Source organism: Pseudomonas sp. R3.Fl (genome assembly GCF_023516765.1).
Taxonomy (GTDB): Bacteria; Pseudomonadota; Gammaproteobacteria; order Pseudomonadales; family Pseudomonadaceae; genus Pseudomonas; species Pseudomonas citronellolis.
The window spans coordinates 5,186,916-5,207,511 of the sequence record NZ_JAMGSO010000001.1 but is presented as its reverse complement, the minus strand read 5'-3'; the positions used below and the strand labels follow the sequence as shown (position 1 = coordinate 5,207,511).

Below are 20,596 nucleotides of genomic sequence, written 5' to 3'. Positions count from 1 at the left end.
TAAAAAACACGCCGGCCGCTGTCGTCATCCAACAGCGGCCGGCAGGTAGAACATAGCTTAGCGAATGGTGAAGGCGACCAGCTTTCCGCTGTTGCCGTACACGTACATCCACCGGTCGACCACCAGCGGGCGCACGCGCACGCCGTCGCCGTCGACCTTCTCGCGGCCGACGAAGCGGCCGTCCACCTGGCTCAGCAGGTGCACGTAGCCTTCCAGGTCGCCCACCACCACGTTGCTGGAAAACACCGCCGGGGCCGACAGTTGGCGGCGCGCCAGGGCGTCGTTGCTCCACAGCGAGGACGAGCTGCGGCCGTCCAGGGCTTCCACGGTGCCGCTGGCATCGCTGACGTAGACGCTGCCGATGCCTTCGGCGACGCCGGCGTAGCTGGAGGCCTCGCGCTGCCAGATCACCCGGCCGCTGGCCAGGTCGAGGGCGGCGGCGCGGCCCTGGTAGCTGGCAACGTAGATCACGTTGTCGACCAGGGTCAGGCCGCCGTCGATGTCCACCACGCGGTCCAGTTCGGAACGGCCCTGGGGCACGGCGACGCGGGTTTCCCAGATCGGCAGGCCACGCTGCACGTCCACCGCCACCACCTTGCCGCTGGCCAGGCCGGCGATGGCCATGCGCCCGGCGATGATGGGGGCGCCGGTGCCGCGCAGGGTCAGCACGGGCACGGTGTTCTCGTACACCCAGCGCTGGTTGCCGGTGCTGGCGTCGAGGGCGATCAGCTTGTCGTCCTGGGTCTGCACGATCACCACGTCGCCGTCGGTGGCCGGCGCCGCCAGCACTTCGCTGGGCACGCGGGTACGCCACTTCTGCTCGCCGTTGGCGGCATTCAGGGCGATGACGTCGCCCTTCAGGGTGCCGACCAGCACCAGGCCGCCACCGACGCCGACACCGCCGGAGATCGGCAGGTCGAGGTCCTGTTTCCAGAGCACGTCGCCGTTCTCGCGCTGCATGGCCATGACGCGGCCTTCGGCGGAAGCGGCATAGATGCTGGAACCGTCCACGGCCGGCTGCAGCAGTTCGTAGAGGTCGCCCTGGCCGTCACCGACCGAGCGGCTCCACTGCTTGTCCAGGCGCACCTCTTCCTTGAAGTCGGTGAGTTCCGCCGGCGGCAGTTCCTTCTTGCTGTTGCTGCTGCAACCGACCGCGAGCAGGGTCAGCGCCAGCAGCGCCGCATGTTTCCAGCGCAGCATGTCAGGCACCTCCCTTGGCGAGGTCGTCGAGTTTCACCTGCAGGGCGCCAGCGGCGGCCTCTTCGGGCAGGGCGGCCTTGGCCTTCTCGTAGGCGCTGCGGGCGTCGTCGGTGCGCTTGAGCTGCACCAGCAGGTCGCCCTTGAGTTCTTCGCGGCTGGAGAGGTAGGCCTTGTCGGCGTCGCCTTCGAGCAGCTTCAGGCCGTCCTCGGCCTTGCCCTGGGCAGCCAGGACACGGGCCAGGCGCTGGCGGGCCAGCTCGCCGAGGGTGGCGTCAACCGGCTTGTCGACCACGGATTTCAGCTCGCTGGCGGCATCGTCCAGCTTGCCGGCGTCCACCGCCACCTTGGCGACGAACAGGCGGCCGTACTGGGCGTAGTGGGTACCGCCGTACTCGCTGGTCAGCTTGTTGGCCAGCTCGGCGACGCGCGCGGTGTCCGGCTGGCCGGAGGGCGTCAGCGAGGCTTCGACCAGTTGCTGGTAGAGGATGGAGGCGTTCTGCGACTGGTTGGCCTGGTACTTCTTCCAGGCCTGCCAGCCGAACACCACCACCAGCGCCAGGGCGGCCCCGGTGAGCAGGGGCATGCCGTTGCGCTGCCACCAGTCCTTGAGATCCGCCAGTTGTTCTTCTTCGGTACGCGTGGTCACCCCAATACTCCTAATCCGCTCGATTCTCAGGCCCGCTGGATGCAGGCTGCCAGGTGCTCGGGCAGAGCCTCCCAGGCTATGTTCTGTTGCTCACCCTCGCCACGCAGGGGCTTGAAACCTACCACGCGCGCGGCCAGTTCGTCGTCACCCAGGATCAGGGCGAATTGGGCACCGCTCTTGTCGGCCTTCTTGAACTGGCTCTTGAAGCTGCCGGCGCCGGCGTTGAGCAGCAGGCGGATGCCGGGAACGGCGTCGCGCAGCTTCTCGGCCAGGCTCAGGGCGGCCAGTTCGGCCGGCTCGCCGAAGGCGCAGACGTAGACGTCGGCCGGGCGCTTCAGCTCGGCGGGCACCACGCCCAGGGTCTCCAGCAGCAGCACCAGGCGTTCCACGCCCATGGCGAAGCCCACGCCCGGCGTCGGCTTGCCGCCGAACTGGCTGACCAGGCCGTCGTAGCGGCCCCCGCCGCAGACGGTGCCCTGGGCGCCGAGCTTGTCGGTGACCCATTCGAAGGCGGTGCGGCAGTAGTAGTCCAGGCCGCGCACCAGCTTCTGGTTGATCTCGTAGCGCAGGCCGACCGCGTCCAGGCGGGCCTTCAGGCCCTCGAAGTGGGCGATCGACTCTTCGTCCAGGTAGTCGTGCAGGGTCGGCGCGCCAACCAGCAGCGCCTGGGTGCTTTCCACCTTGCTGTCGAGGATGCGCAGCGGGTTGGTGGTCATGCGCCGCTGACTGTCTTCGTCGAGCTGCTCGAAGCGTTCCTGCAGGTAGGCCACCAGCGCTTCGCGGTAGCGCGCGCGGGCCTCGCTGGAGCCCAGGGTGTTGAGCTGCAGGGTCACGGCGTCGGCCATGCCCAGCTTCTGCCACAGGCGCCAGGTGAGGATGATCAGCTCGGCGTCGATGTCCGGCCCCGGCAGGTTGAAGACTTCCACGCCAATCTGGTGGAACTGGCGGTAGCGGCCCTTCTGCGGCTTCTCGTAGCGGAACATCGGCCCGGTATACCAGAGCTTCTGCACCTGGCCGCCGCCGGTCAGACCGTGTTCGAGCATGGCCCGCACGGTGCCCGCTGTGCCTTCGGGGCGCAGCGTCAGCGACTCCTCGTTGCGGTCGAGGAAGGTGTACATCTCCTTGTCGACCACGTCGGTGCCTTCGCCGATGCCGCGGGCGAAGAGCTCGGTGAACTCCATGATCGGCAGGCGGATTTCGCTGTAGCCGTATTCTTCCAGCAGGCCGGCGAAGGTGTTTTCCAGGTAGCGCCATACCGGGGTCTGGTCCGGCAGGATGTCGTTCATGCCACGAATGGCTTGCAGGGACTTGCTCACATGTTGTCCTTGTTGCGGTCAGCCGCGCACGATCAGGGCGGCGTCGGCTTCGGCCTTGGCGGCCGCTTTTTCGCGGATCAGCCGTTCCAGCTCATCCACCAGGTTTTCGTTCTGCAGCTTCTGCGCCGGCTTGCCGTCGATGTAGACGAGGTTGTTCGGCGTGCCGCCGGTGAGGCCGATGTGGGCCTCCTTGGCCTCGCCCGGGCCGTTGACCACGCAGCCGATCACGGCCACGTCCATCGGCACCAGCAGGTCTTCGAGGCGGCCTTCCAGCTCGTTCATGGTCTTGACCACGTCGAAGTTCTGCCGCGAGCAGCTCGGGCAGGCGATGAAGTTGATGCCGCGCGAGCGCAGGTGCAGGGACTTGAGGATGTCGAAACCGACCTTGATCTCTTCCACCGGGTCGGCGGCCAGGGAGATGCGGATGGTGTCGCCAATGCCCTCGGCCAGCAGCATGCCCAGGCCCACCGCGGACTTCACGGTGCCCGAACGCAGGCCCCCGGCCTCGGTGATGCCCAGGTGCAGCGGCTGCTCGATTTCCTTGGCCAGCAGGCGGTAGGCCGCCACGGCCATGAACACGTCGGAGGCCTTCACGCTGACCTTGAAGTTCTGGAAGTCCAGGCGCTGGAGATGCTCGACGTGGCGCATGGCCGATTCCAGCAGGGCCTCGGGGGTCGGCTCGCCGTATTTCTTCTGCAGGTCCTTCTCCAGCGAACCGGCGTTGACGCCGATGCGGATCGGGATGTTCTTGTCGCGGGCCGCGTCCACCACCGCCTTGACGCGGTCCTCGCGGCCGATGTTGCCGGGGTTGATGCGCAGGCAGTCGACGCCCAGCTCGGCCACGCGCAGGGCGATCTTGTAGTCGAAGTGGATGTCGGCCACCAGCGGCACGCGGACCTGCTGCTTGATCTTGCCGAAAGCCTCCGCCGCGTCCATGTCCGGCACCGAGACGCGCACGATGTCCGCGCCGGCGTCTTCCAGGCGGCGGATCTGCGCGACGGTGGCGGCCACGTCCAGCGTATCGGTGTTGGTCATGCTCTGTACGGCGATGGGTGCATCACCGCCCACCGGCACCGAGCCGACCCAGATCTTGCGGGAGTGGCGGCGTTTGATCGGAGAAGCGCAATGCATCTTTAGTTACCACCCAACTTCATGCGTGCCGTCTCGCCGCGGGAGTAGGGCGAAACGTCGACCGGCTGGCCGTTGTAGCTGACCTGGGCGCCGCGGGCGAAGCCCAGGCGCAGCTCCAGGGGAACCTTGGCGGCGACTTCCATAGAGTCGCCCTTGCGCTTGAGCGCGCTGACCAGGACCTTGCCGTCGGCGTCGGTGACCTGGGTCCAGCAGTCGGCGATGAACTGCACCTTGACCACGCCCTGGCCGGCCGAAGCCACCACCGGAGCGGCAGCCGGAGCAACAGGTTCGGCAGCGGGCGCAGCCGGGACCGCCGGGACAACCGGAGCGACCGGAGTCGCAGGCACGGCAGCAGTGTTGGCGGCCGGTACGGCGGGAGCAGTCGGCGCTGCAGGGGCGGCCACCTGGGGCGCGGCCTCGGCCGGGTTGGCCGGGGCTTCGGCGTTCTGTTCGGGCTCGGCGGCGGCGGTATCGCCGGCCGGCTCGCTCGGCGCGCTGGCCTTGTCTTCGGCGACGGCCTGGTCTTCGGGCTCGTCGAGGCTGTGCACCTCGGTGGTGCCGTCGGCGCTCTCGACCTCGACGTGCTCCAGGTTCAGGCCGCTGTTCTCGGCGAGGTTGCGCCCGGCGCGCTCCTGCCACCAGAAGTAGCCGAAGCCCACCAGGATCGCCAGCAGCAGCAGGCTGAACAGGCGCAGCAGGTTGCGCGACAGGCGCATCGGCTCGGCCACCCGGCCGAGGCTCTGCACGTTGCTGCCGGTGGCGTCGGTGCCGGTGAACTGGTCGAAGGCGGTGACCATCTGCGCCTGGTCCATGCCCAGCAGCTTGGCGTAGGCGCGCACGTAGCCGCGGGCGAAGGTGTGGCCCGGCAGCTTGTCGAAATTGCCCAGCTCCAGCTGGCGCAGGGAATTCTCGGTGAGGTTCAGCTGACCGGCCACCTGCGAGGTCGACCAGCCCCTGCTCTCGCGCGCCTGGCGCAAGGCCTCACCCGGATTGGCGCGGCTCGTGCTGGCGACTTCTGGCTGCGACGTCTTCATCATTTCTCTGCCTGGTATGCCTGGTATTCGGGGGATGCGGGATACAGGCGCTTGAGCTGCAGGCCGTAGCTGGCGGCGGTGTCCTTGTCGTCAAAGACCCGCGCCAGCCGCACGCCCAGCAGCAGGCTCTTGGCGTTCTGCTGTCCCTGCTTCAGGTATTCGTTGTAGTAGTCGCGCGCCGGCACGTACTGGCGATCGTCATAGGACAGCTGCGACATTTCCAGCAAGGCGCTGGGCTGCCGGCGGTTCAGGCGCAGGGCCTTTTCGAAGTACTGCTTGGCCTGCTCGCGCTGCTTCAGCTGGAGGCTGACCAGGCCGAGGTTCTCGAAGACCCGCGAGCGCTCCGGGTAGAGGCTGTCCTCGGCGGCCTTCTGGAAGGCATTGGTGGCCTCGTCGTAGCGCTTCTGTTCGTACAGGAAGCTGCCGTAGTTGTTCCAGATGCGCGCATCCGAGCGCGAGGACAATGCCTTGCGGTATTCCTGCTCGGACAGCTTGGGCTCCATCTCCTGCTGGTAGACCAGGGCCAGCGCAGCGTGGGCGTCGGCGCTCGAGGAGTCCAGCTCCAGGGCCTGGCGCAGCGGCACCTTGGCCTGCTCGGTATTGCCGTTCTGCAGGTAGCCGATGGCCAGCTGGATGTAGGCGTCGCGGGCCTCTTCACGGCCCTTGGCGGTGCTCAGGGGATCCTGCTTCCCAGACGTCACGCAACCCGCCAGCAGGCTGGCCAGGAATACGAACAGCGCGGCGCGCAAGGTCATCGGAATCCTCCCTCGAGATCAGTTTCGATTGGCGGGCGCCTTCTCGGCGTCGGCCGCCAGCTGGCGTACGGCGATGTAGCGTTCGCTGCGGCGGGTACGGTCCATCACCTGGCCGACCAGTTGGCCGCAGGCGGCGTCGATGTCGTCGCCGCGGGTGGTGCGCACGGTGACGTTGAAGCCGCCCTTGTGCAGCATGTCCTGGAAACGGCGGATCGAGTTGTTGCTCGGCCGCTCGTAACCGGAATGGGGGAACGGATTAAACGGAATCAGGTTGATCTTGCAAGGAATTTCCTTGAGCAATGCGATCATCTGCTCAGCGTGCTCGGGCTGGTCGTTGACGTCCTTGAGCAGGGTGTACTCGACGGTCAGCACGCGCTCCTTGCCCAGGCGGGTGATGTAGCGCTGGCAGGCGTCCAGCAGCACCGCCAGGGGGTACTTCTTGTTGATCGGCACCAGCTGGTTGCGCAGCTCGTCGTTGGGCGCATGCAGCGACAGCGCCAGGGACACGTCGGTGACTTCGCCGAGCTTGTCGATCATCGGCACCACGCCGGAGGTGGACAGCGTCACCTTGCGCTTGGAGATGCCGTAGCCGAAGTCCTCCATCATGATGCTCATGGCGGTGACGACGTTATCGAAGTTCAGCAGCGGCTCGCCCATGCCCATCATCACCACGTTGGTGATAGCGCGGTCGATCTTGCCGGGCACGGTGCCGAAGGATTTGTTGGCGAGCCACACCTGGCCGATGATCTCGGCGGAGGTCAGGTCGCTGTTGAAGCCCTGCTTGCCGGTGGAGCAGAAGCTGCAATCCAGGGCGCAGCCGGCCTGGGACGACACGCACAGGGTGCCGCGGCCGTTCTGCGGGATGTACACGGTCTCGACGCAGCTGCCGGACGCCACGCGCACCACCCACTTGCGGGTGCCGTCGCTGGAGATGTCCTGGCTGACCACTTCGGGGCCGCGGATCTCGGCACGGGCCTTGAGCTTTTCGCGCAAGGCCTTGCCGACATTGGTCATGGCGTCGAAATCCTCGGCGCCAAAGTGGTGAATCCATTGCATCACCTGGCCGGCGCGGAAGCGCTTTTCACCGATGGACTCGAAGAATTCCTCGAGCTGGGGCTTGGTCATGCCCAGCAGGTTGGCCTTTGCAGCGGTATCAGTCATGGATTCACCCTCGCCCATTCGCCTGGATCAGCGAATGCGCTCGCACACCTCGGTGCTGGAGAAGAAGTAGGCGATCTCGCGGGCAGCCGAAGCTTCCGAGTCGGAACCGTGAACGGCGTTCTCGTCGATGGAAACGGCGAAATCGGCGCGGATGGTGCCGGCGTCGGCTTTCTTCGGATCGGTGGCGCCCATCAGCTCACGGTTTTTCAGGATGGCGTCTTCGCCTTCCAGAACCTGAACGACGACCGGGCCGGAGGTCATGAAGGCAACCAGGTCCTTGAAGAAGGGACGCTCTTTGTGCTCGGCGTAGAAGCCGCCGGCTTCGCGCTCGGACAGCTGGACCATCTTGGAAGCGACGACGCGCAGACCGGCCTTCTCGAAGCGGGTCAGGATTTCGCCGATGACGTTCTTGGCGACGGCGTCGGGCTTGATGATGGAGAAGGTACGTTGCAGGGCCATTTGGGATAACTCCGAAAAGCAAGGTTGGTAATGCCGAGAAGCCCCTGGGGCGGCCCCAGGAGCTTCTGTGATTCAGGGTGAGCCGCGCGACAGCGGCAGCCTCTGGCTGGCACGCACGGGGCCGGTACACGCTCGGCGTTCCGGCAGGCGCCGGCAGGTACCGCGGGGAACCTGACCGAACACCTAAAGATAAAACCCGCGAATTATACGCGGGTTCGGGGAAAAGCATAAGGGCAGCTGCAAGCTACAGGCCGCAAGCGGCAGGCGAAAGCGAAAGGCCACTTCCACACCCGTAGGATGGGTTGAGCGAAGCGATACCCATCACAGTGGCCGCATGGGTTTCGCAAGCTCAACCCATCCTACGAAAGGCCCGCTCTTCACCTGCAGCCTGCCGCCTGCCGCCGCTTTCAGTCCGCCTCTTCGATCCAGGCGCCCTGGATGGCTTCCAGGACTTTCTCGCCGCCACGCGACGGATCGTCGCTGAACTCCGGCAGGCCGACCACCCAGTTGTGCAGGTCGACGAAGTTGACGTAGTGCGGGTCCACGTCGGGATGGCTTTCCGCCAGCTGGATGGCGATTTCCAGCACATCGGTCCATTTCAGGCTCATGTCCGCTCCCTCAATGACCTTCGGAAACCTGGTTGATGGTGTATTTCGGAATCTCCACCACCAGGTCCTCGTCCGCCACCACCGCCTGGCAGGACAGGCGCGAATCAGGCTCCAGGCCCCAGGCCTTGTCCAGCATGTCGTCTTCCAGCTCGTCGGAAGGCTCCATGGAGTTGAAGCCCTCGCGCACGACCACGTGGCAGGTGGTGCAGGCGCAGGACATCTCGCAGGCGTGCTCGATGTCGATGCCGTTGCGCAGCGCAGCCTTGAGGATGGTCTCGCCCGGCTGGGCCTCGACCACCGCGCCCTCCGGGCAATGCTCGGGGTGGGGCAGAAATACGATCTGCGGCATCTTCGCTTATTCCTCGATTTCGTTGAGCCGGCGACCGGCCAGGGCGGCCTTGACGGAAGCGTCCATCCGTCGCGCGGCGAAGGCGTCGGTCACCTGGGACAGACGCTTGATCTGTTGCTCGATGGCGGCGGTATCGCTACCGGCGGCCAGTTCGCGCAGGGTATCCATGCCGGCCTCGATGGCCAGCCGCTCGTCGGCGTCCAGCAGGCGCTCGCCATCGGCGTCCAGCGCCGAGCGCACGGCTTCGAGCAGGCGCTCGGCCTCCACCTGCTGCTCGCGCAGCGCACGGGCGTTCATGTCGTCGCCGGCGTACTGGAAGGAGTCCTGCAGCATGCGGGCGATCTCGCCGTCGGTCAGGCCGTAGGACGGCTTGACCTGGATGCTCGCCTCGACGCCGGAGCTCATCTCGCGGGCGGACACCGCCAGCAGGCCGTCGGCGTCCACCTGGAAGCTGACGCGGATCTTCGCCGCGCCGGCCACCATCGGCGGGATGCCGCGCAGCTCGAAGCGCGCCAGGGAGCGGCAGTCCTTGACCAGCTCGCGCTCGCCCTGCAGCACGTGGATCATCATGGCCGTCTGGCCATCCTTGTAGGTGGTGAATTCCTGGGCGCGGGCCACCGGGATGGTGGTGTTGCGCGGGATCACCTTCTCCATCAGCCCGCCCATGGTCTCGAGCCCCAGGGACAGCGGGATGACGTCCAGCAACAGCAGCTCTTCGCCGCGCTTGTTGCCGGCCAGGGCATCGGCCTGGATGGCGGCGCCGATGGCCACCACCTGGTCGGGGTCGATATCCACCAGCGGCTCGCGGCCGAACAGCTCGCCCACCGCCTGGCGCACGCGCGGCACGCGGGTGGAGCCGCCGACCATGACCACGGCGCCGATGTCCTCCAGCTCGATGCCGGAGTCGCGCACGGCGCGGCGGCAGGCCTTGAGGCTGCGGGCGACGAAGGGTTCGATCAGGGCATCCAGCTGGCTGCGGTCCAGCTTGCCGCGCCAGTCGCCATAGGCGACCTCGACGCTTTCGTTGAGGGTCAGGGCTTCCTTCGCCGCGCAGGCGGCCTGCAGCAGTTGGCGCTGGCTGCCCGGGTCGAGGTCGTCGGAAGCGCCGGCCTGCTGGATGATCCAACTGGCGATGGCATGGTCGAAGTCGTCGCCGCCCAGCGCGCTGTCGCCGCCGGTGGCCAGGACCTCGAAGACGCCACGGGTCAGGCGCAGGATGGAAATGTCGAAGGTGCCGCCGCCCAGGTCATAGATGGCCACCACGCCCTCGGCGTTCTTGTCCAGGCCGTAGGCGACCGCCGCGGCGGTGGGCTCGTTGAGCAGGCGCAGCACGTGCAGGCCGGCCAGGCGCGCGGCGTCCTTGGTGGCTTGGCGCTGGGCGTCGTCGAAATACGCCGGCACCGTGATCACCGCGCCGACCAGCTCACCGCCCAGGGTGGCTTCGGCGCGCTGGCGCAGGCTGCGGAGGATTTCCGCGGAGACCTCGACCGGGCTTTTCGGGCCCTGCACGGTCTCGATGAACGGCATGTGCGACTCGCCCTGGGTGAAGCGGTAGGGCAACTGGCCACCGAGCTGCTTCACATCCTCCAGGCCACGGCCCATCAGGCGCTTGACCGAGATGATGGAGTTCAGCGGGTCGGCGGAGGCGCCGCGCTTGACCGACTCGCCGACCTCGACGCGGTCGGCCAGGTAGCGCACCGCCGACGGCAGGATCAGGCGCCCCTCGGCATCGGCCAGGGGTGCGGCGACGCCGCTGCGTACGGCGGCGACCAGGGAATTGGTGGTGCCCAGGTCGATGCCCACGGCCAGCCGGCGCTGGTGCGGCTGAGGGGTTTGTCCGGGCTCGGCGATCTGCAATAGGACCATGCGGCTTCTAATCAGGCGTAACGGGCGCGGCGCGGGCCGCGCGGATTAATCGTCGAGTCGCTCTTCGAGTTGGCGCACTTCCTGCGCCAGCTTGTCGAGAAACTGCATGCGGCGCACCAGGCGCTCGGCTTGCTCGCGGCGCGCGGCGTCGTCCCAGCAATCGGCGAAGCTGTCCTCCAGCTGCTGCTGGGCAGCCTTCAGGCGGCGCTTGAAGGCGGCTACGCCATCCAGATCGGCGCTGTCCTGCAGGTCTTCCAACTCCTCGCGCAGCTGCATCTGCTGCAGGAGGAACTCCGGGTCCTGCACCGTGGCTTCCAGCGGCAGCGCCTGGCCACGCAGGGACAGCAGGTACAGCGCCCGGCGCGGCGCGCTCTTCAGCGTCTGGTAGGCGTCGTTCAGCTCGGCGGCGCGCTCCAGCGCCACGCGCTGCTCGCGCTCGGAAGCATCGGCGAAGCGGTCCGGGTGGACGCTGCGGACCAGCTCACGATAACGCTGGCCAAGGGCATCCAGATCGAGGCGGAAAGCCGGCTGCAGGTCGAAGAGCGCGAAGTGACAAGGACTACCCACGCCGGCCTCAGACGTTGAAGCTTTCGCCGCAGCCGCACTCGCCACGAACGTTCGGGTTGTTGAACTTGAAGCCCTCGTTGAGGCCTTCCTTGGTGAAGTCCAACTCGGTGCCGTCGAGGTAGACCAGGCTCTTCGGGTCGATGATGACCTTCACGCCGTGGCTCTCGTAGACCAGGTCCTCGGGCGCCAGCTCATCGACGAACTCGAGCACGTAGGCCAGGCCGGAACACCCGGTGGTGCGCACGCCAAGACGAATGCCCTCGCCCTTGCCGCGCCCCTCGAGGGAGCGCTGGACATGCTTGGCGGCGGCTTCGGTCATGCTGATGGCCATGGGAACTCCTTACTCAACTGAGCGGTTAGAGCAGACCCTTCTTCTGCTTGTAGTCGCGCACGGCCGCCTTGATGGCGTCCTCGGCGAGCACCGAGCAGTGGATCTTCACCGGCGGCAGGGCCAGCTCTTCGGCGATGGTGGTGTTCTTGATGGCTTCGGCCTCGTCCAGGGTCTTGCCCTTCATCCACTCAGTGGCGAGGGAGCTGGAGGCGATGGCCGAACCGCAGCCGTAGGTCTTGAACTTGGCGTCTTCGATCACGCCCTGCTCGTTGACCTTGATCTGCAGGCGCATCACGTCGCCGCAGGCCGGCGCGCCGACCATGCCGGTGCCGACATCGGGATCCTCGGCGTCGAGCTTGCCGACGTTGCGCGGGTTTTCGTAGTGGTCGATGACCTTGTCACTGTATGCCATGGCTAATCCTCACTCTCTATGGGGCGGGTCAGTGGGCCTGCCATTCGACCTTGGACAGGTCGACACCCTCTTTGAACATGTCCCACAGCGGCGAGAGCTCGCGCAGCTTGGAAACGGCTTGCCCCACGATACCGGCGGCGTAATCGACCTCTTCCTCGGTGGTGAAGCGGCCGAAGGTGAAACGGATGGAACTGTGCGCCAGCTCGTCGTTGCGGCCCAGGGCGCGCAGCACGTAGGACGGCTCCAGGGAGGCGGAGGTGCAGGCCGAACCGGAAGAGACCGCGAGGTCCTTCAGGGCCATGATCAGCGACTCGCCTTCCACGTAGTTGAAGCTCAGATTCAGGTTGTGCGGCACGCGCTGGGTCAGGCTGCCGTTGACGTAGAGCTCCTCCAGGCCGTCGAGCTTGGCGAAGAAGCGGTCGCGCAGGGCGCGGATGCGCTCGTTCTCGGCGTGCATCTCTTCCTTGGCGATGCGGAAGGCCTCGCCCATGCCGACGATCTGGTGGGTGGCCAGGGTGCCCGAACGCATGCCGCGCTCGTGGCCGCCACCGTGCATCTGGGCTTCCAGGCGCACGCGCGGCTTGCGGCGCACGTACAGGGCGCCGATGCCCTTGGGACCGTAGGTCTTGTGGGCGGAGAAGGACATCAGGTCGACCTTGAGCTTGTCCAGGTCGATGTCGACCTTGCCGGTGGACTGCGCGGCGTCGACGTGGAACAGGATGCCGCGCGAGCGGGTCAGCTCGCCGATGGCGGCGATGTCGTTGATGGTGCCGATCTCGTTGTTCACGTGCATGATCGAGACCAGGATGGTGTCGTCACGCAGCGCCGCCTCGACCATGGCCGGGGTGATCAGGCCTTCCTCGGTGGGGTCGAGGTAAGTCACTTCGAAGCCTTCGCGCTCCAGCTGGCGGGTGGTGTCCAGCACCGCCTTGTGCTCGATCTTCGAGGTGACGATGTGCTTGCCCTTGCTGCCGTAGAAGTGCGCCACGCCCTTGATGGCGAGGTTGTCGGACTCGGTCGCGCCGGAGGTCCAGACGATCTCGCGGGGGTCGGCATTGACCAGCTCGGCGACCTGGCGGCGGGCGTTCTCCACGGCTTCCTCGGCCTTCCAGCCGAACACGTGGGAGCGCGAGGCGGGGTTGCCGAAGTTGCCGTCCACCAGCAGGCAGTCAGCCATCTTCTGAGCGACGCGCGGGTCCACCGGGGTGGTAGCGGAGTAGTCGAGGTAGATCGGCAATTTCATCAGGTAACTCCTACAGGCTGGCGCGCGCTCAATCGATGGCGGACGCTTCAATCTTATCGAGGCTCGGCCGTTTGCCGGTGCCTCCGCAACGACGCTCATCCTGCCGCTGCGCGACTTCCTGGACTTCACGGCGCTCGACCAGGTCGGCGAGGCTGATGCCGCTGAGGAATTCGTGGATCTGCTGGCTGAGGTCGCACCAAAGGTGGTGGGTCAGGCAGGTGTCGCCGGAGTGGCAATCCCCCTGCCCTTGGCAGCGCGTGGCGTCGACCGATTCGTTGACCGCATCGATCACCTGGGCGACGTGGATGCCGGCCATGTCGCGGGACAGCTGGTAGCCGCCGCCGGGACCGCGCACGCTGGTCACCAGGTTGCCACGGCGCAACTTGGCGAACAGCTGTTCGAGATAGGACAGGGATATGCCCTGGCGCTCGGAAATGTCCGCCAGGGAAACCGGACCACGCTGGGCATGCAACGCCAGGTCGAGCATGGCGGTTACGGCATAGCGGCCTTTGGTGGTCAAACGCATGGGACATTCCCGAATGGATCACTGGACTGGCAGAAGAATGCCATTTTCCGAGTATTTAAGTCAACTATAAGACCTATCAAATTACTCGGGATTAGCCAGCGAAGGGCGGCATAATGTAGCAGGAAATCGTTAGCGGCGCATCAATGCGCCGCCTTGCCCTCTTCATCCTTCACGCCGGCGAAGTCCTCTTCACGCAGCTCCGGCAGCTTTTTCGCACAATAGTCGCTACCCAGGGCCGTCAGCGCCTGACACATGCCTTCCAGCCGGCCGTCCACCGCCTGCAGGTGGTCGAGCAACTGACCGATGGCACGCGCCACCGGGTCGGGCATGTCCTGGCTGACGCCGTAGGCGTCGAAGCCGAGCTTCTCGGCCATGGCCTGGCGCTTGGCCAACTGCTCGGCGTCGTCCTTCATGATGATGCGCCCGGGAATGCCCACCACGGTGGCGCCCGGCGGCACTTCCTTGGTGACCACGGCGTTGGAGCCCACTTTCGCCCCGGCGCCGACGGTGAACGGGCCGAGTACCTTGGCGCCGGCGCCGACCACCACGCCATCGGCCAGGGTCGGGTGGCGCTTGCCCTTGTTCCAGCTGGTGCCGCCGAGGGTCACGCCCTGGTAGAGGGTGACGTCGTCACCGATCTCGGCGGTCTCGCCGATGACGATGCCCATGCCGTGGTCGATGAAGAAGCGCCGGCCGATCCTGGCGCCGGGGTGGATCTCGATGCCGGTCATCCAGCGGCCGAAGTTGGACACCAGGCGCGCCAGCCACTTCCAGCCGGAGGCCCACAGCAGGTGCGCCAGGCGGTGCAGCCACACGACGTGCAGGCCGGGGTAGCAGGTGAGTACCTCGAAGGCATTGCGCGCTGCCGGGTCGCGATGGAATACGCTCTGGATATCTTCGCGCACACGCTCAAACATCATCTTCACTCCGCTTGCAGGCCGCGCCCTGCGCGACCTTCTGTGTTTCGGTGAGGATACCCCGGAGGATATTCATCTCCAGCTTGCTGACCCCGGCGCGGCCGTACAGGCGGCGCAGGCGCGACATCAGGTGCCGCGGCTTCTGCGGATCGAGGAAGCCGATGTCGACCAGGGTGGACTCCAGGTGCGCGTAGAAGCGCTCCAGCTCGTCGGCGGTGACCGGCAGGCTGTTGAGCATGGCGGTGGTCTCCAGCTTCTCCTGCTTGGTCGGCTGGCCTTCGGCGGCCAGCCAGGCCATGCGCACCTCGTAGGCGAGCACCTGGACCGCCGTCGCCAGGTTCAGCGAGCTGAACTCGGGGTTGGCGGGAATGTGCACGTGGAACTGACATCGCTGCAATTCTTCGTTGGTCAAACCCGCGTACTCGCGGCCGAACACCAGGGCCACCTCGCCGCCCTGCTGGGCGTGCTGCAGGCTGGTGGTCGCGCACTCGCGGGGGTCGAGCAACGGCCAGGGGATGCGCCGGTCACGGGCGCTGGTGCCGAGCACCAGGCTGCAGCCCACCAGGGCGTCTTCCAGGGTCGGCACCACCTGGGCGGCGTCAAGGATGTCGGTCGCCCCGGAGGCGCGGGCCACCGCCTCGCCGCTGGGGAAGTCCATAGGGTCGACCAGCACCAGGCGCGACAGGCCCATGTTCTTCATGGCCCGGGCGGTACCGCCGATATTGCCGGGATGACTGGTGTTCACCAGCACCACGCGAATTCTGTCGAGCAACCGAAGCTCTCCACACAAGCAGATACGAAAAGGAACGGAATCCTACCGCAGCGCTCGGTCTTGCGCCACGCAAGCGACAGGCCGCCCTATGAGCGCCACGGTTTTCTGGTACAATGTTCGGCTTTCTTTAACATCATCCAGGTGACCTCTCCATGCAGCCCATGCTGAACATCGCCCTGCGCGCGGCCCGCAGCGCCGGTGAACTGATCTTCCGCTCCATCGAACGCCTGGACACCCTCTCGGTCAACGAAAAAGACGCCAAGGACTACGTCACCGAAGTCGATCGCGCCGCCGAACTCAGCATCGTCACCGCCCTGCGCAAGGCCTACCCGAACCACGGCATCATGGGCGAGGAAGGCGGCTACCTCGAGGGCAGCGGCGAAGGCGCCGACTACCTGTGGATCATCGACCCGCTGGACGGCACCACCAACTTCATCCATGGCGTCCCGCACTTCGCCGTCAGCATCGCCTGCAAGTACAAGGGCCGCCTGGAGCACGCCGTGGTCCTCGACCCGGTGCGCCAGGAAGAATTCACCGCCAGCCGCGGCCGCGGCGCCGCACTGAACGGCCGCCGCCTGCGGGTGAGCAACCGCAAGAGCCTGGAAGGCGCCCTGCTGGGCACCGGCTTCCCGTTCCGCGACAGCCAGCTGGACCATCTGGACGCCTACCTGGGCATGTTCCGCAGCCTGGTCGGCCAGACCGCCGGCATCCGCCGCGCCGGCGCCGCCAGCCTGGACCTGGCCTACGTCGCGGCCGGCCGCTTCGACGCCTTCTGGGAGTTCGGCCTGTCCGAGTGGGACATGGCTGCGGGCGCCCTGCTGGTGCAGGAAGCCGGCGGCCTGGTGAGCGACTTCACCGGCAGCCACGAATTCCTCGAGAAGGGCCACATCGTCGCCGGCAACACCAAGTGCTTCAAGGCGCTGCTGACCAGCATCCAGCCGCACCTGCCGCCGTCGTTCAAGCGCTGAGCGCCAGCGGAATGAAAAAGCCCGGCCATGTGCCGGGCTTTTTGTTGGGCGCATCCAGCGAGTCCTCCGGCAAGCTCAACTCCCCGTAGGATGGGTTGAGCGAAGCGATACCCATCACCATGGCCCGATGGGTATCGCAAGCTCAACCCATCCTACGAAAGCACCTCGGCACAGCCCCCTGTAGGAGCGGACCTTGTCCGCGATAGCCGGAGGTATCGGCGCGATTCGCGGATAAGATCCGCTCCTACGCTATGGGCGGCACGGATTCTCGTAGGAGCGAGCTTGCTCGCGAACAGACTCCGCTGCGGGGCTCATTCGCGAGCAAGCTCGCTCCTACAAAGAGCTTCTGCCGGAAACGAAGAAGGCGCCCCGCGGGGCGCCTTCTCGTGCTTCGATGCTTACTGCTGGCTGAGGATCAACCGGCCGCTCTTGTCCACCGGGATCTGGCTGCCCGGGTCGCGGTCCATGCGCACCTGGCCGGCCTTGCCGTCGAGCATGTACTTGACGTCGTAGCCCACCACTTTCTCGCTGGTGTCGTTCACGGTGCTGCAGCGGGTTTCGGTGGTGGTGTAGGTGTCACGCTCCTGCATGCCTTCCTGCACCTTGTTGCCGGCGTAGCCGCCGCCGACCGCACCGGCCACGGTGGCGATCTTCTTGCCATTGCCGCCGCCGATCTGGTTGCCCAGCAGGCCGCCGGCGATGGCGCCGATGGCGGTGCCGACGATCTGGTGCTGGTCCTTGACCGGGCGCTGGTGGGTGACCGCCACGTCCTTGCAGACCTGGCGCGGCGTCTTGATGGTCTCCTTGACCGGCTGGACGGCGACCACCTCGGCGTACTCGGGGCCACGGTCCACCAGGCTGTACGTGGCCACCGCTCCACCTGCCGTAACGCCGACTGCGCCCAACACGGTACCGATGAGCAACGACTTGTTCACATAGACCTCCTGGCTTTCCTTTCATACGGGCACCTGCCCTTGTCCTTGCCTTGGAGCAGGGAATTCTTAGGAAAGTTCCGACATTCCTTCACGATGCGCCACTGCATGCCGACACACGGCCGGATCGCGCACAAAGAAAAACTCCCGCCGGAGCGGGAGTTTCGAAGGACGGCAGGACGGCCTCAGGGGCGGTCGTCGACTTCCTTGGCCTGCGGCGGGATCAGGTCCTCGGCCGAGAGCTTCAGCCAGATCAGCACCACGTCGGCGATGTAGATCGACGAGTAGGTGCCGGCCAGCACGCCGACGAACAGCGCGATGGAGAAGCCGAACAGGTTGTCGCCGGCGAAGAACAGCAGCGCGGCGATGGCCAGCAGGGTGGAGATCGAGGTGGCCAGGGTCCGCAGCAGGGTCTGGCTGGTCGAGATGTTGATGTTCTCGATCAGGCTGGCCTTGCGCAGCACGCGGAAGTTCTCGCGCACCCGGTCGAAGATCACGATGGTGTCGTTCAGCGAGTAGCCCACCACCGCCAGCACCGCGGCGAGCACGGTCAGGTCGAAGGTGATCTGGAAGAACGACAGCACGCCCATCACGATGATGGCGTCGTGGATCAGCGAGAGAATGGCGCCCACGGCGAACTTCCACTGGAAGCGGAAGCCGACGTAGATGAGGATGCCGCCCAGGGCCAGGAGCATGCCCAGGCCGCCCTGGTCGCGCAGTTCCTCGCCGACCTGCGGGCCGACGTACTCCACGCGCTTGAGGCTGGCCGGGTTCTGGGTGTCAGCCTGCTGCAGCGCCGCGGCGACCTTCTTGCCCAGCTCCGGGTCTTCGCTGGGCATGCGCACCAGCACGTCCCTGGTGTCGCCGAAGCTCTGCACCACGGCCTCGGCGTAGCCGGCCTTGACCAGCTCGTCGCGGACCTTGCCCAGGTCGGCCGGCTGCTGGTAGTTCAGCTCGATGAGGGTGCCACCGGTGAAGTCCAGGCCGAAGTTGATGCCCTTGGTGATCCAGCTGCCGAGGGCGATCAGGGTGAGGACCAGGGTGGCGGCGAACGCAATGTTGCGCACGCCCATGAAGTTGATGGTACCGATCTTGATATTCATCTCATGATCCCCCTTAGATCCACAGCTTCTTGAAGTCACGCCCGCCGAAGATCAGGTTGACCATTGCGCGGGTGACCATGATGGCCGTGAACATCGAGGTGAGAATGCCCAGCGACATGGTCACGGCGAAGCCCTTCACCGGGCCGGTGCCCATGGCGTAGAGGATGCCGCCGACCAGCAGCGAGGTCAGGTTGGCGTCGACGATGGCGGTGAAGGCGCGGTTGAAGCCTTCGTGGATGGCGCGCTGCACCGACATGCCGCCGGCCAGTTCCTCGCGTATCCGCGAGAAGATCAGCACGTTGGCGTCTACCGCCATGCCCATGGTCAGCACGATACCGGCGATGCCCGGCAGCGTCAGGGTCGCGCCGAGGATCGACATCAGCGCCACCAGCAGGACCATGTTGAAGCCCAGGGCGACGGTGGCGATCACGCCGAAGAAGCGGTAGATGACGATGATGAACAGCGACACGAACACCATGCCCCACAACGAGGCGTCGATGCCCTTGGCGATGTTGTCCGCACCCAGGCTCGGGCCGATGGTGCGTTCCTCGGCGAAGTACATCGGCGCGGCCAGGCCGCCAGCGCGCAGCAGCAGGGCCAGTTCCGAGGATTCGCCCGGGCCGTCGAGGCCGGTGATGCGGAACTGGTTGCCCAGGGCCGACTGGATGGTCGCCAGGCTGATGATCTTCTTCTCTTCCTTGAAGGCCGGGACGGCGACTTCCTGCTCGACGCCGTCGACCACCTGTTTGGCATAGCGGGTGATCGGCTTCTGCTCGATGAACACCACGGCCATGCTGCGGCCGACGTTGTTGCGGGTGGCGCGGTTCATCAGCTCGCCGCCGTGGCCGTCGAGGCGGATGTTCACCTGCGGGCGGCCGTTCTCGTCGAAGCTGGCGCTGGCGTCGGTGACCTGGTCGCCGGTGATGATCACGCTGCGCTCCAGGGCCACCGGCGGGCGGCGCGGCTCGCGGAACTCGAAGGTCTCGGTGGCCGACTTGATGGCGTCGGGCTCGGCGGCCAGGCGGAATTCCAGGTTGGCGGTCTTGCCGAGGATGCGCTTGGCTTCGGCGGTGTCCTGCACGCCCGGCAGCTCGACCACGATGCGGTTGGCGCCCTGGCGCTGCACCAGCGGCTCGGACACGCCCAGCTCGTTGACGCGGTTGCGCACGGTGGTGAGGTTCTGCTTGATCGAGTATTCGCGGATCTCGGCGAGCTTGGCCGCGGTCATGGCCAGGCGCAGCACCTGCATGCCGTTGCGCGAATCCTGGGTCACCTCGAAGTCGCGGTAGTCCTTGGCGATCAGCGCCTTGGCCTTGTCCAGCGATTCGTCGTCGGTGAAGCCCAGTTGGATGGCGCGGTCCTGCACCGGCAGGCTGCGGTAGCGCAGGCGCTCCTTGCGCAGGGCGCTCTTGATCTCGCTCTCGTAGACGTTCAGGCGGGCGTCAACGGCCTTGTCCATGTCCACTTCGAGGAGGAAGTGCACGCCGCCGGAAAGGTCGAGACCCAGCTTCATCGGGTGGGCGGCGATGTTGCGCAGCCAGTTCGGGGTGGTCTGCGCCAGGTTCAGGGCGACCACGTAGTCGTCGCCCAGGGCGCGACGCACGATGTCCTTGGCGGGAAGCTGGTCTTCCTGCTTGACCAGGCGGATCAGGCCGCTGTTCTTGCCGAGGCTGCCCGCCTTGACGGCGATGCCGGCGTCGGTCAGCGCCTTGCTGGCCTTGTCGATGTCGGCCTGGGTGATCTGCAGCGCGCTGCTGGCGCCGCTGACCTGCACGGCCGGATCGTCCGGATAGAGGTTGGGTGCGGAATAGATGAAGCCGACGGCAAGCACCGCCAGGATCAGCAGGTATTTCCACAGGGGATATTTGTTGAGCATTGGTACCGCCCGTTATGACGCGGGGCGCTTCATGCGCCCCGTCTATTGGTTTTCTTTGCCTGGAACTCAGATGGCCTTGAGCGTGCCTTTCGGCAGGGTCGCGGCGATGGCGCCCTTCTGGAACTTCAGCTCGACGTTGTCGGCGACTTCGACGACCACGAAGTCCTCGGCGACTTTCAGCACCTTGCCGGCGATACCGGCGGAAGTGACGACTTCGTCACCCTTCTGCAGGTTGGACAGGAGGCTCTTGTGCTCCTTGTTACGCTTGGCCTGCGGACGCCAGATCATCAGGTAGAAGATGACCAGGAAGCCGACCAGGAAGACCCACTCAAAACCAGTGCCGACCGGGCCTGCGGCGGCCGGAGCAGCGGCGTCGGCGTAGGCGGCGGGAATCAGAAAGCTCATCGGATACTCCTGTCTCTAT

23 protein-coding genes are annotated in these 20,596 nt (G+C 66.3%); 1 reads left to right on the top strand and 22 read right to left on the bottom strand.

Annotated elements, in window-relative coordinates; all coding sequences use genetic code 11:
- Positions 1 to 57: 57 nt before the first annotated feature.
- The 18 genes from bamB to trmJ all read right to left on the bottom strand — a co-directional run bounded on the left by bamB (position 58) and on the right by trmJ (position 15,293).
- Positions 58 to 1,200, bottom strand: a complete 1,143-nt coding sequence (bamB, locus tag M8R19_RS22990; RefSeq protein WP_099049079.1) for an outer membrane protein assembly factor BamB — start codon at positions 1,198 to 1,200, stop codon at positions 58 to 60.
- A 1-nt stretch (position 1,201) separates the two neighbouring features.
- Complete coding sequence (locus M8R19_RS22985; RefSeq protein WP_074978967.1) at positions 1,202 to 1,846, bottom strand: YfgM family protein; 645 nt, start codon at positions 1,844 to 1,846, stop codon at positions 1,202 to 1,204.
- Positions 1,847 to 1,872: 26 nt separating this feature from the next.
- On the bottom strand, positions 1,873 to 3,162 hold the full coding sequence (gene hisS / locus M8R19_RS22980; protein WP_074978970.1) for a histidine--tRNA ligase: 1,290 nt from the start codon (positions 3,160 to 3,162) through the stop codon (positions 1,873 to 1,875).
- A gap of 18 nt (positions 3,163 to 3,180) precedes the next feature.
- Positions 3,181 to 4,293 (bottom strand): flavodoxin-dependent (E)-4-hydroxy-3-methylbut-2-enyl-diphosphate synthase, encoded by a 1,113-nt coding sequence (ispG, locus tag M8R19_RS22975; protein WP_249919010.1) that lies wholly within the window; start codon positions 4,291 to 4,293, stop codon positions 3,181 to 3,183.
- A 2-nt stretch (positions 4,294 to 4,295) separates the two neighbouring features.
- Positions 4,296 to 5,330 carry a helix-turn-helix domain-containing protein gene (locus M8R19_RS22970; protein WP_074978972.1) on the bottom strand — a complete coding sequence of 345 codons (1,035 nt, stop codon included), beginning with the start codon at positions 5,328 to 5,330 and terminating at the stop codon, positions 4,296 to 4,298.
- Positions 5,327 to 6,082 carry a type IV pilus biogenesis/stability protein PilW gene (pilW, locus tag M8R19_RS22965; protein WP_009616172.1) on the bottom strand — a complete coding sequence of 252 codons (756 nt, stop codon included), beginning with the start codon at positions 6,080 to 6,082 and terminating at the stop codon, positions 5,327 to 5,329. Before pilW ends, M8R19_RS22970 begins: the two co-directional genes overlap by 4 nt.
- A gap of 18 nt (positions 6,083 to 6,100) precedes the next feature.
- Positions 6,101 to 7,243: a dual-specificity RNA methyltransferase RlmN gene (rlmN, locus tag M8R19_RS22960; RefSeq protein WP_074979114.1), complete on the bottom strand. Its 1,143-nt coding sequence runs from the start codon at positions 7,241 to 7,243 to the stop codon at positions 6,101 to 6,103.
- 27 nt (positions 7,244 to 7,270) lie between these two features.
- Positions 7,271 to 7,702 (bottom strand): nucleoside-diphosphate kinase, encoded by a 432-nt coding sequence (gene ndk / locus M8R19_RS22955; RefSeq protein ID WP_074978975.1) that lies wholly within the window; start codon positions 7,700 to 7,702, stop codon positions 7,271 to 7,273.
- 407 nt (positions 7,703 to 8,109) lie between these two features.
- A complete protein-coding gene (gene iscX, locus M8R19_RS22950; RefSeq protein WP_074978977.1) occupies positions 8,110 to 8,310 on the bottom strand; it encodes a Fe-S cluster assembly protein IscX in 201 nt (66 codons plus the stop codon).
- A gap of 10 nt (positions 8,311 to 8,320) precedes the next feature.
- On the bottom strand, positions 8,321 to 8,659 hold the full coding sequence (gene fdx / locus M8R19_RS22945) for an ISC system 2Fe-2S type ferredoxin (RefSeq protein ID WP_074978979.1): 339 nt from the start codon (positions 8,657 to 8,659) through the stop codon (positions 8,321 to 8,323).
- A 6-nt stretch (positions 8,660 to 8,665) separates the two neighbouring features.
- Positions 8,666 to 10,525, bottom strand: coding sequence for a Fe-S protein assembly chaperone HscA (gene hscA, locus M8R19_RS22940; protein WP_074978981.1), 1,860 nt, complete (start codon positions 10,523 to 10,525; stop codon positions 8,666 to 8,668).
- A gap of 45 nt (positions 10,526 to 10,570) precedes the next feature.
- Positions 10,571 to 11,092, bottom strand: coding sequence for a co-chaperone HscB (gene hscB, locus M8R19_RS22935; protein WP_043273029.1), 522 nt, complete (start codon positions 11,090 to 11,092; stop codon positions 10,571 to 10,573).
- A gap of 7 nt (positions 11,093 to 11,099) precedes the next feature.
- On the bottom strand, positions 11,100 to 11,423 hold the full coding sequence (iscA, locus tag M8R19_RS22930; RefSeq protein WP_009616165.1) for an iron-sulfur cluster assembly protein IscA: 324 nt from the start codon (positions 11,421 to 11,423) through the stop codon (positions 11,100 to 11,102).
- Between the two features lie 25 nt (positions 11,424 to 11,448).
- Complete coding sequence (iscU, locus tag M8R19_RS22925) at positions 11,449 to 11,835, bottom strand: Fe-S cluster assembly scaffold IscU (RefSeq protein WP_074978984.1); 387 nt, start codon at positions 11,833 to 11,835, stop codon at positions 11,449 to 11,451.
- 28 nt (positions 11,836 to 11,863) lie between these two features.
- Positions 11,864 to 13,078 (bottom strand): IscS subfamily cysteine desulfurase, encoded by a 1,215-nt coding sequence (locus tag M8R19_RS22920; protein ID WP_074978986.1) that lies wholly within the window; start codon positions 13,076 to 13,078, stop codon positions 11,864 to 11,866.
- A 28-nt stretch (positions 13,079 to 13,106) separates the two neighbouring features.
- Complete coding sequence (gene iscR / locus M8R19_RS22915) at positions 13,107 to 13,604, bottom strand: Fe-S cluster assembly transcriptional regulator IscR (RefSeq protein ID WP_009616162.1); 498 nt, start codon at positions 13,602 to 13,604, stop codon at positions 13,107 to 13,109.
- 140 nt (positions 13,605 to 13,744) lie between these two features.
- The gene (gene cysE, locus M8R19_RS22910) at positions 13,745 to 14,521 is read right to left on the bottom strand and encodes a serine O-acetyltransferase (RefSeq protein WP_249920213.1); all 777 of its coding nucleotides are present in this window, start codon (positions 14,519 to 14,521) and stop codon (positions 13,745 to 13,747) included.
- A complete protein-coding gene (trmJ, locus tag M8R19_RS22905; RefSeq protein WP_074978989.1) occupies positions 14,514 to 15,293 on the bottom strand; it encodes a tRNA (cytosine(32)/uridine(32)-2'-O)-methyltransferase TrmJ in 780 nt (259 codons plus the stop codon). Before trmJ ends, cysE begins: the two co-directional genes overlap by 8 nt.
- Positions 15,294 to 15,445: 152 nt before the next feature.
- On the opposite strand from trmJ, the gene suhB reads away from it, so the two are divergent.
- The gene (suhB, locus tag M8R19_RS22900; protein ID WP_009616159.1) at positions 15,446 to 16,261 is read left to right on the top strand and encodes a type III secretion system regulator SuhB; all 816 of its coding nucleotides are present in this window, start codon (positions 15,446 to 15,448) and stop codon (positions 16,259 to 16,261) included.
- A 398-nt stretch (positions 16,262 to 16,659) separates the two neighbouring features.
- On the opposite strand, the gene M8R19_RS22895 is transcribed toward suhB, so the two are convergent.
- The 4 genes from M8R19_RS22895 to yajC all read right to left on the bottom strand — a co-directional run bounded on the left by M8R19_RS22895 (position 16,660) and on the right by yajC (position 20,577).
- Positions 16,660 to 17,196 (bottom strand): glycine zipper 2TM domain-containing protein, encoded by a 537-nt coding sequence (locus M8R19_RS22895; RefSeq protein WP_009616158.1) that lies wholly within the window; start codon positions 17,194 to 17,196, stop codon positions 16,660 to 16,662.
- A 182-nt stretch (positions 17,197 to 17,378) separates the two neighbouring features.
- The gene (gene secF / locus M8R19_RS22890; RefSeq protein WP_009616157.1) at positions 17,379 to 18,296 is read right to left on the bottom strand and encodes a protein translocase subunit SecF; all 918 of its coding nucleotides are present in this window, start codon (positions 18,294 to 18,296) and stop codon (positions 17,379 to 17,381) included.
- A gap of 13 nt (positions 18,297 to 18,309) precedes the next feature.
- Complete coding sequence (secD, locus tag M8R19_RS22885; protein ID WP_249919009.1) at positions 18,310 to 20,172, bottom strand: protein translocase subunit SecD; 1,863 nt, start codon at positions 20,170 to 20,172, stop codon at positions 18,310 to 18,312.
- A 66-nt stretch (positions 20,173 to 20,238) separates the two neighbouring features.
- Positions 20,239 to 20,577 carry a preprotein translocase subunit YajC gene (yajC, locus tag M8R19_RS22880; protein WP_249919008.1) on the bottom strand — a complete coding sequence of 113 codons (339 nt, stop codon included), beginning with the start codon at positions 20,575 to 20,577 and terminating at the stop codon, positions 20,239 to 20,241.
- Positions 20,578 to 20,596 lie beyond the last annotated feature (19 nt).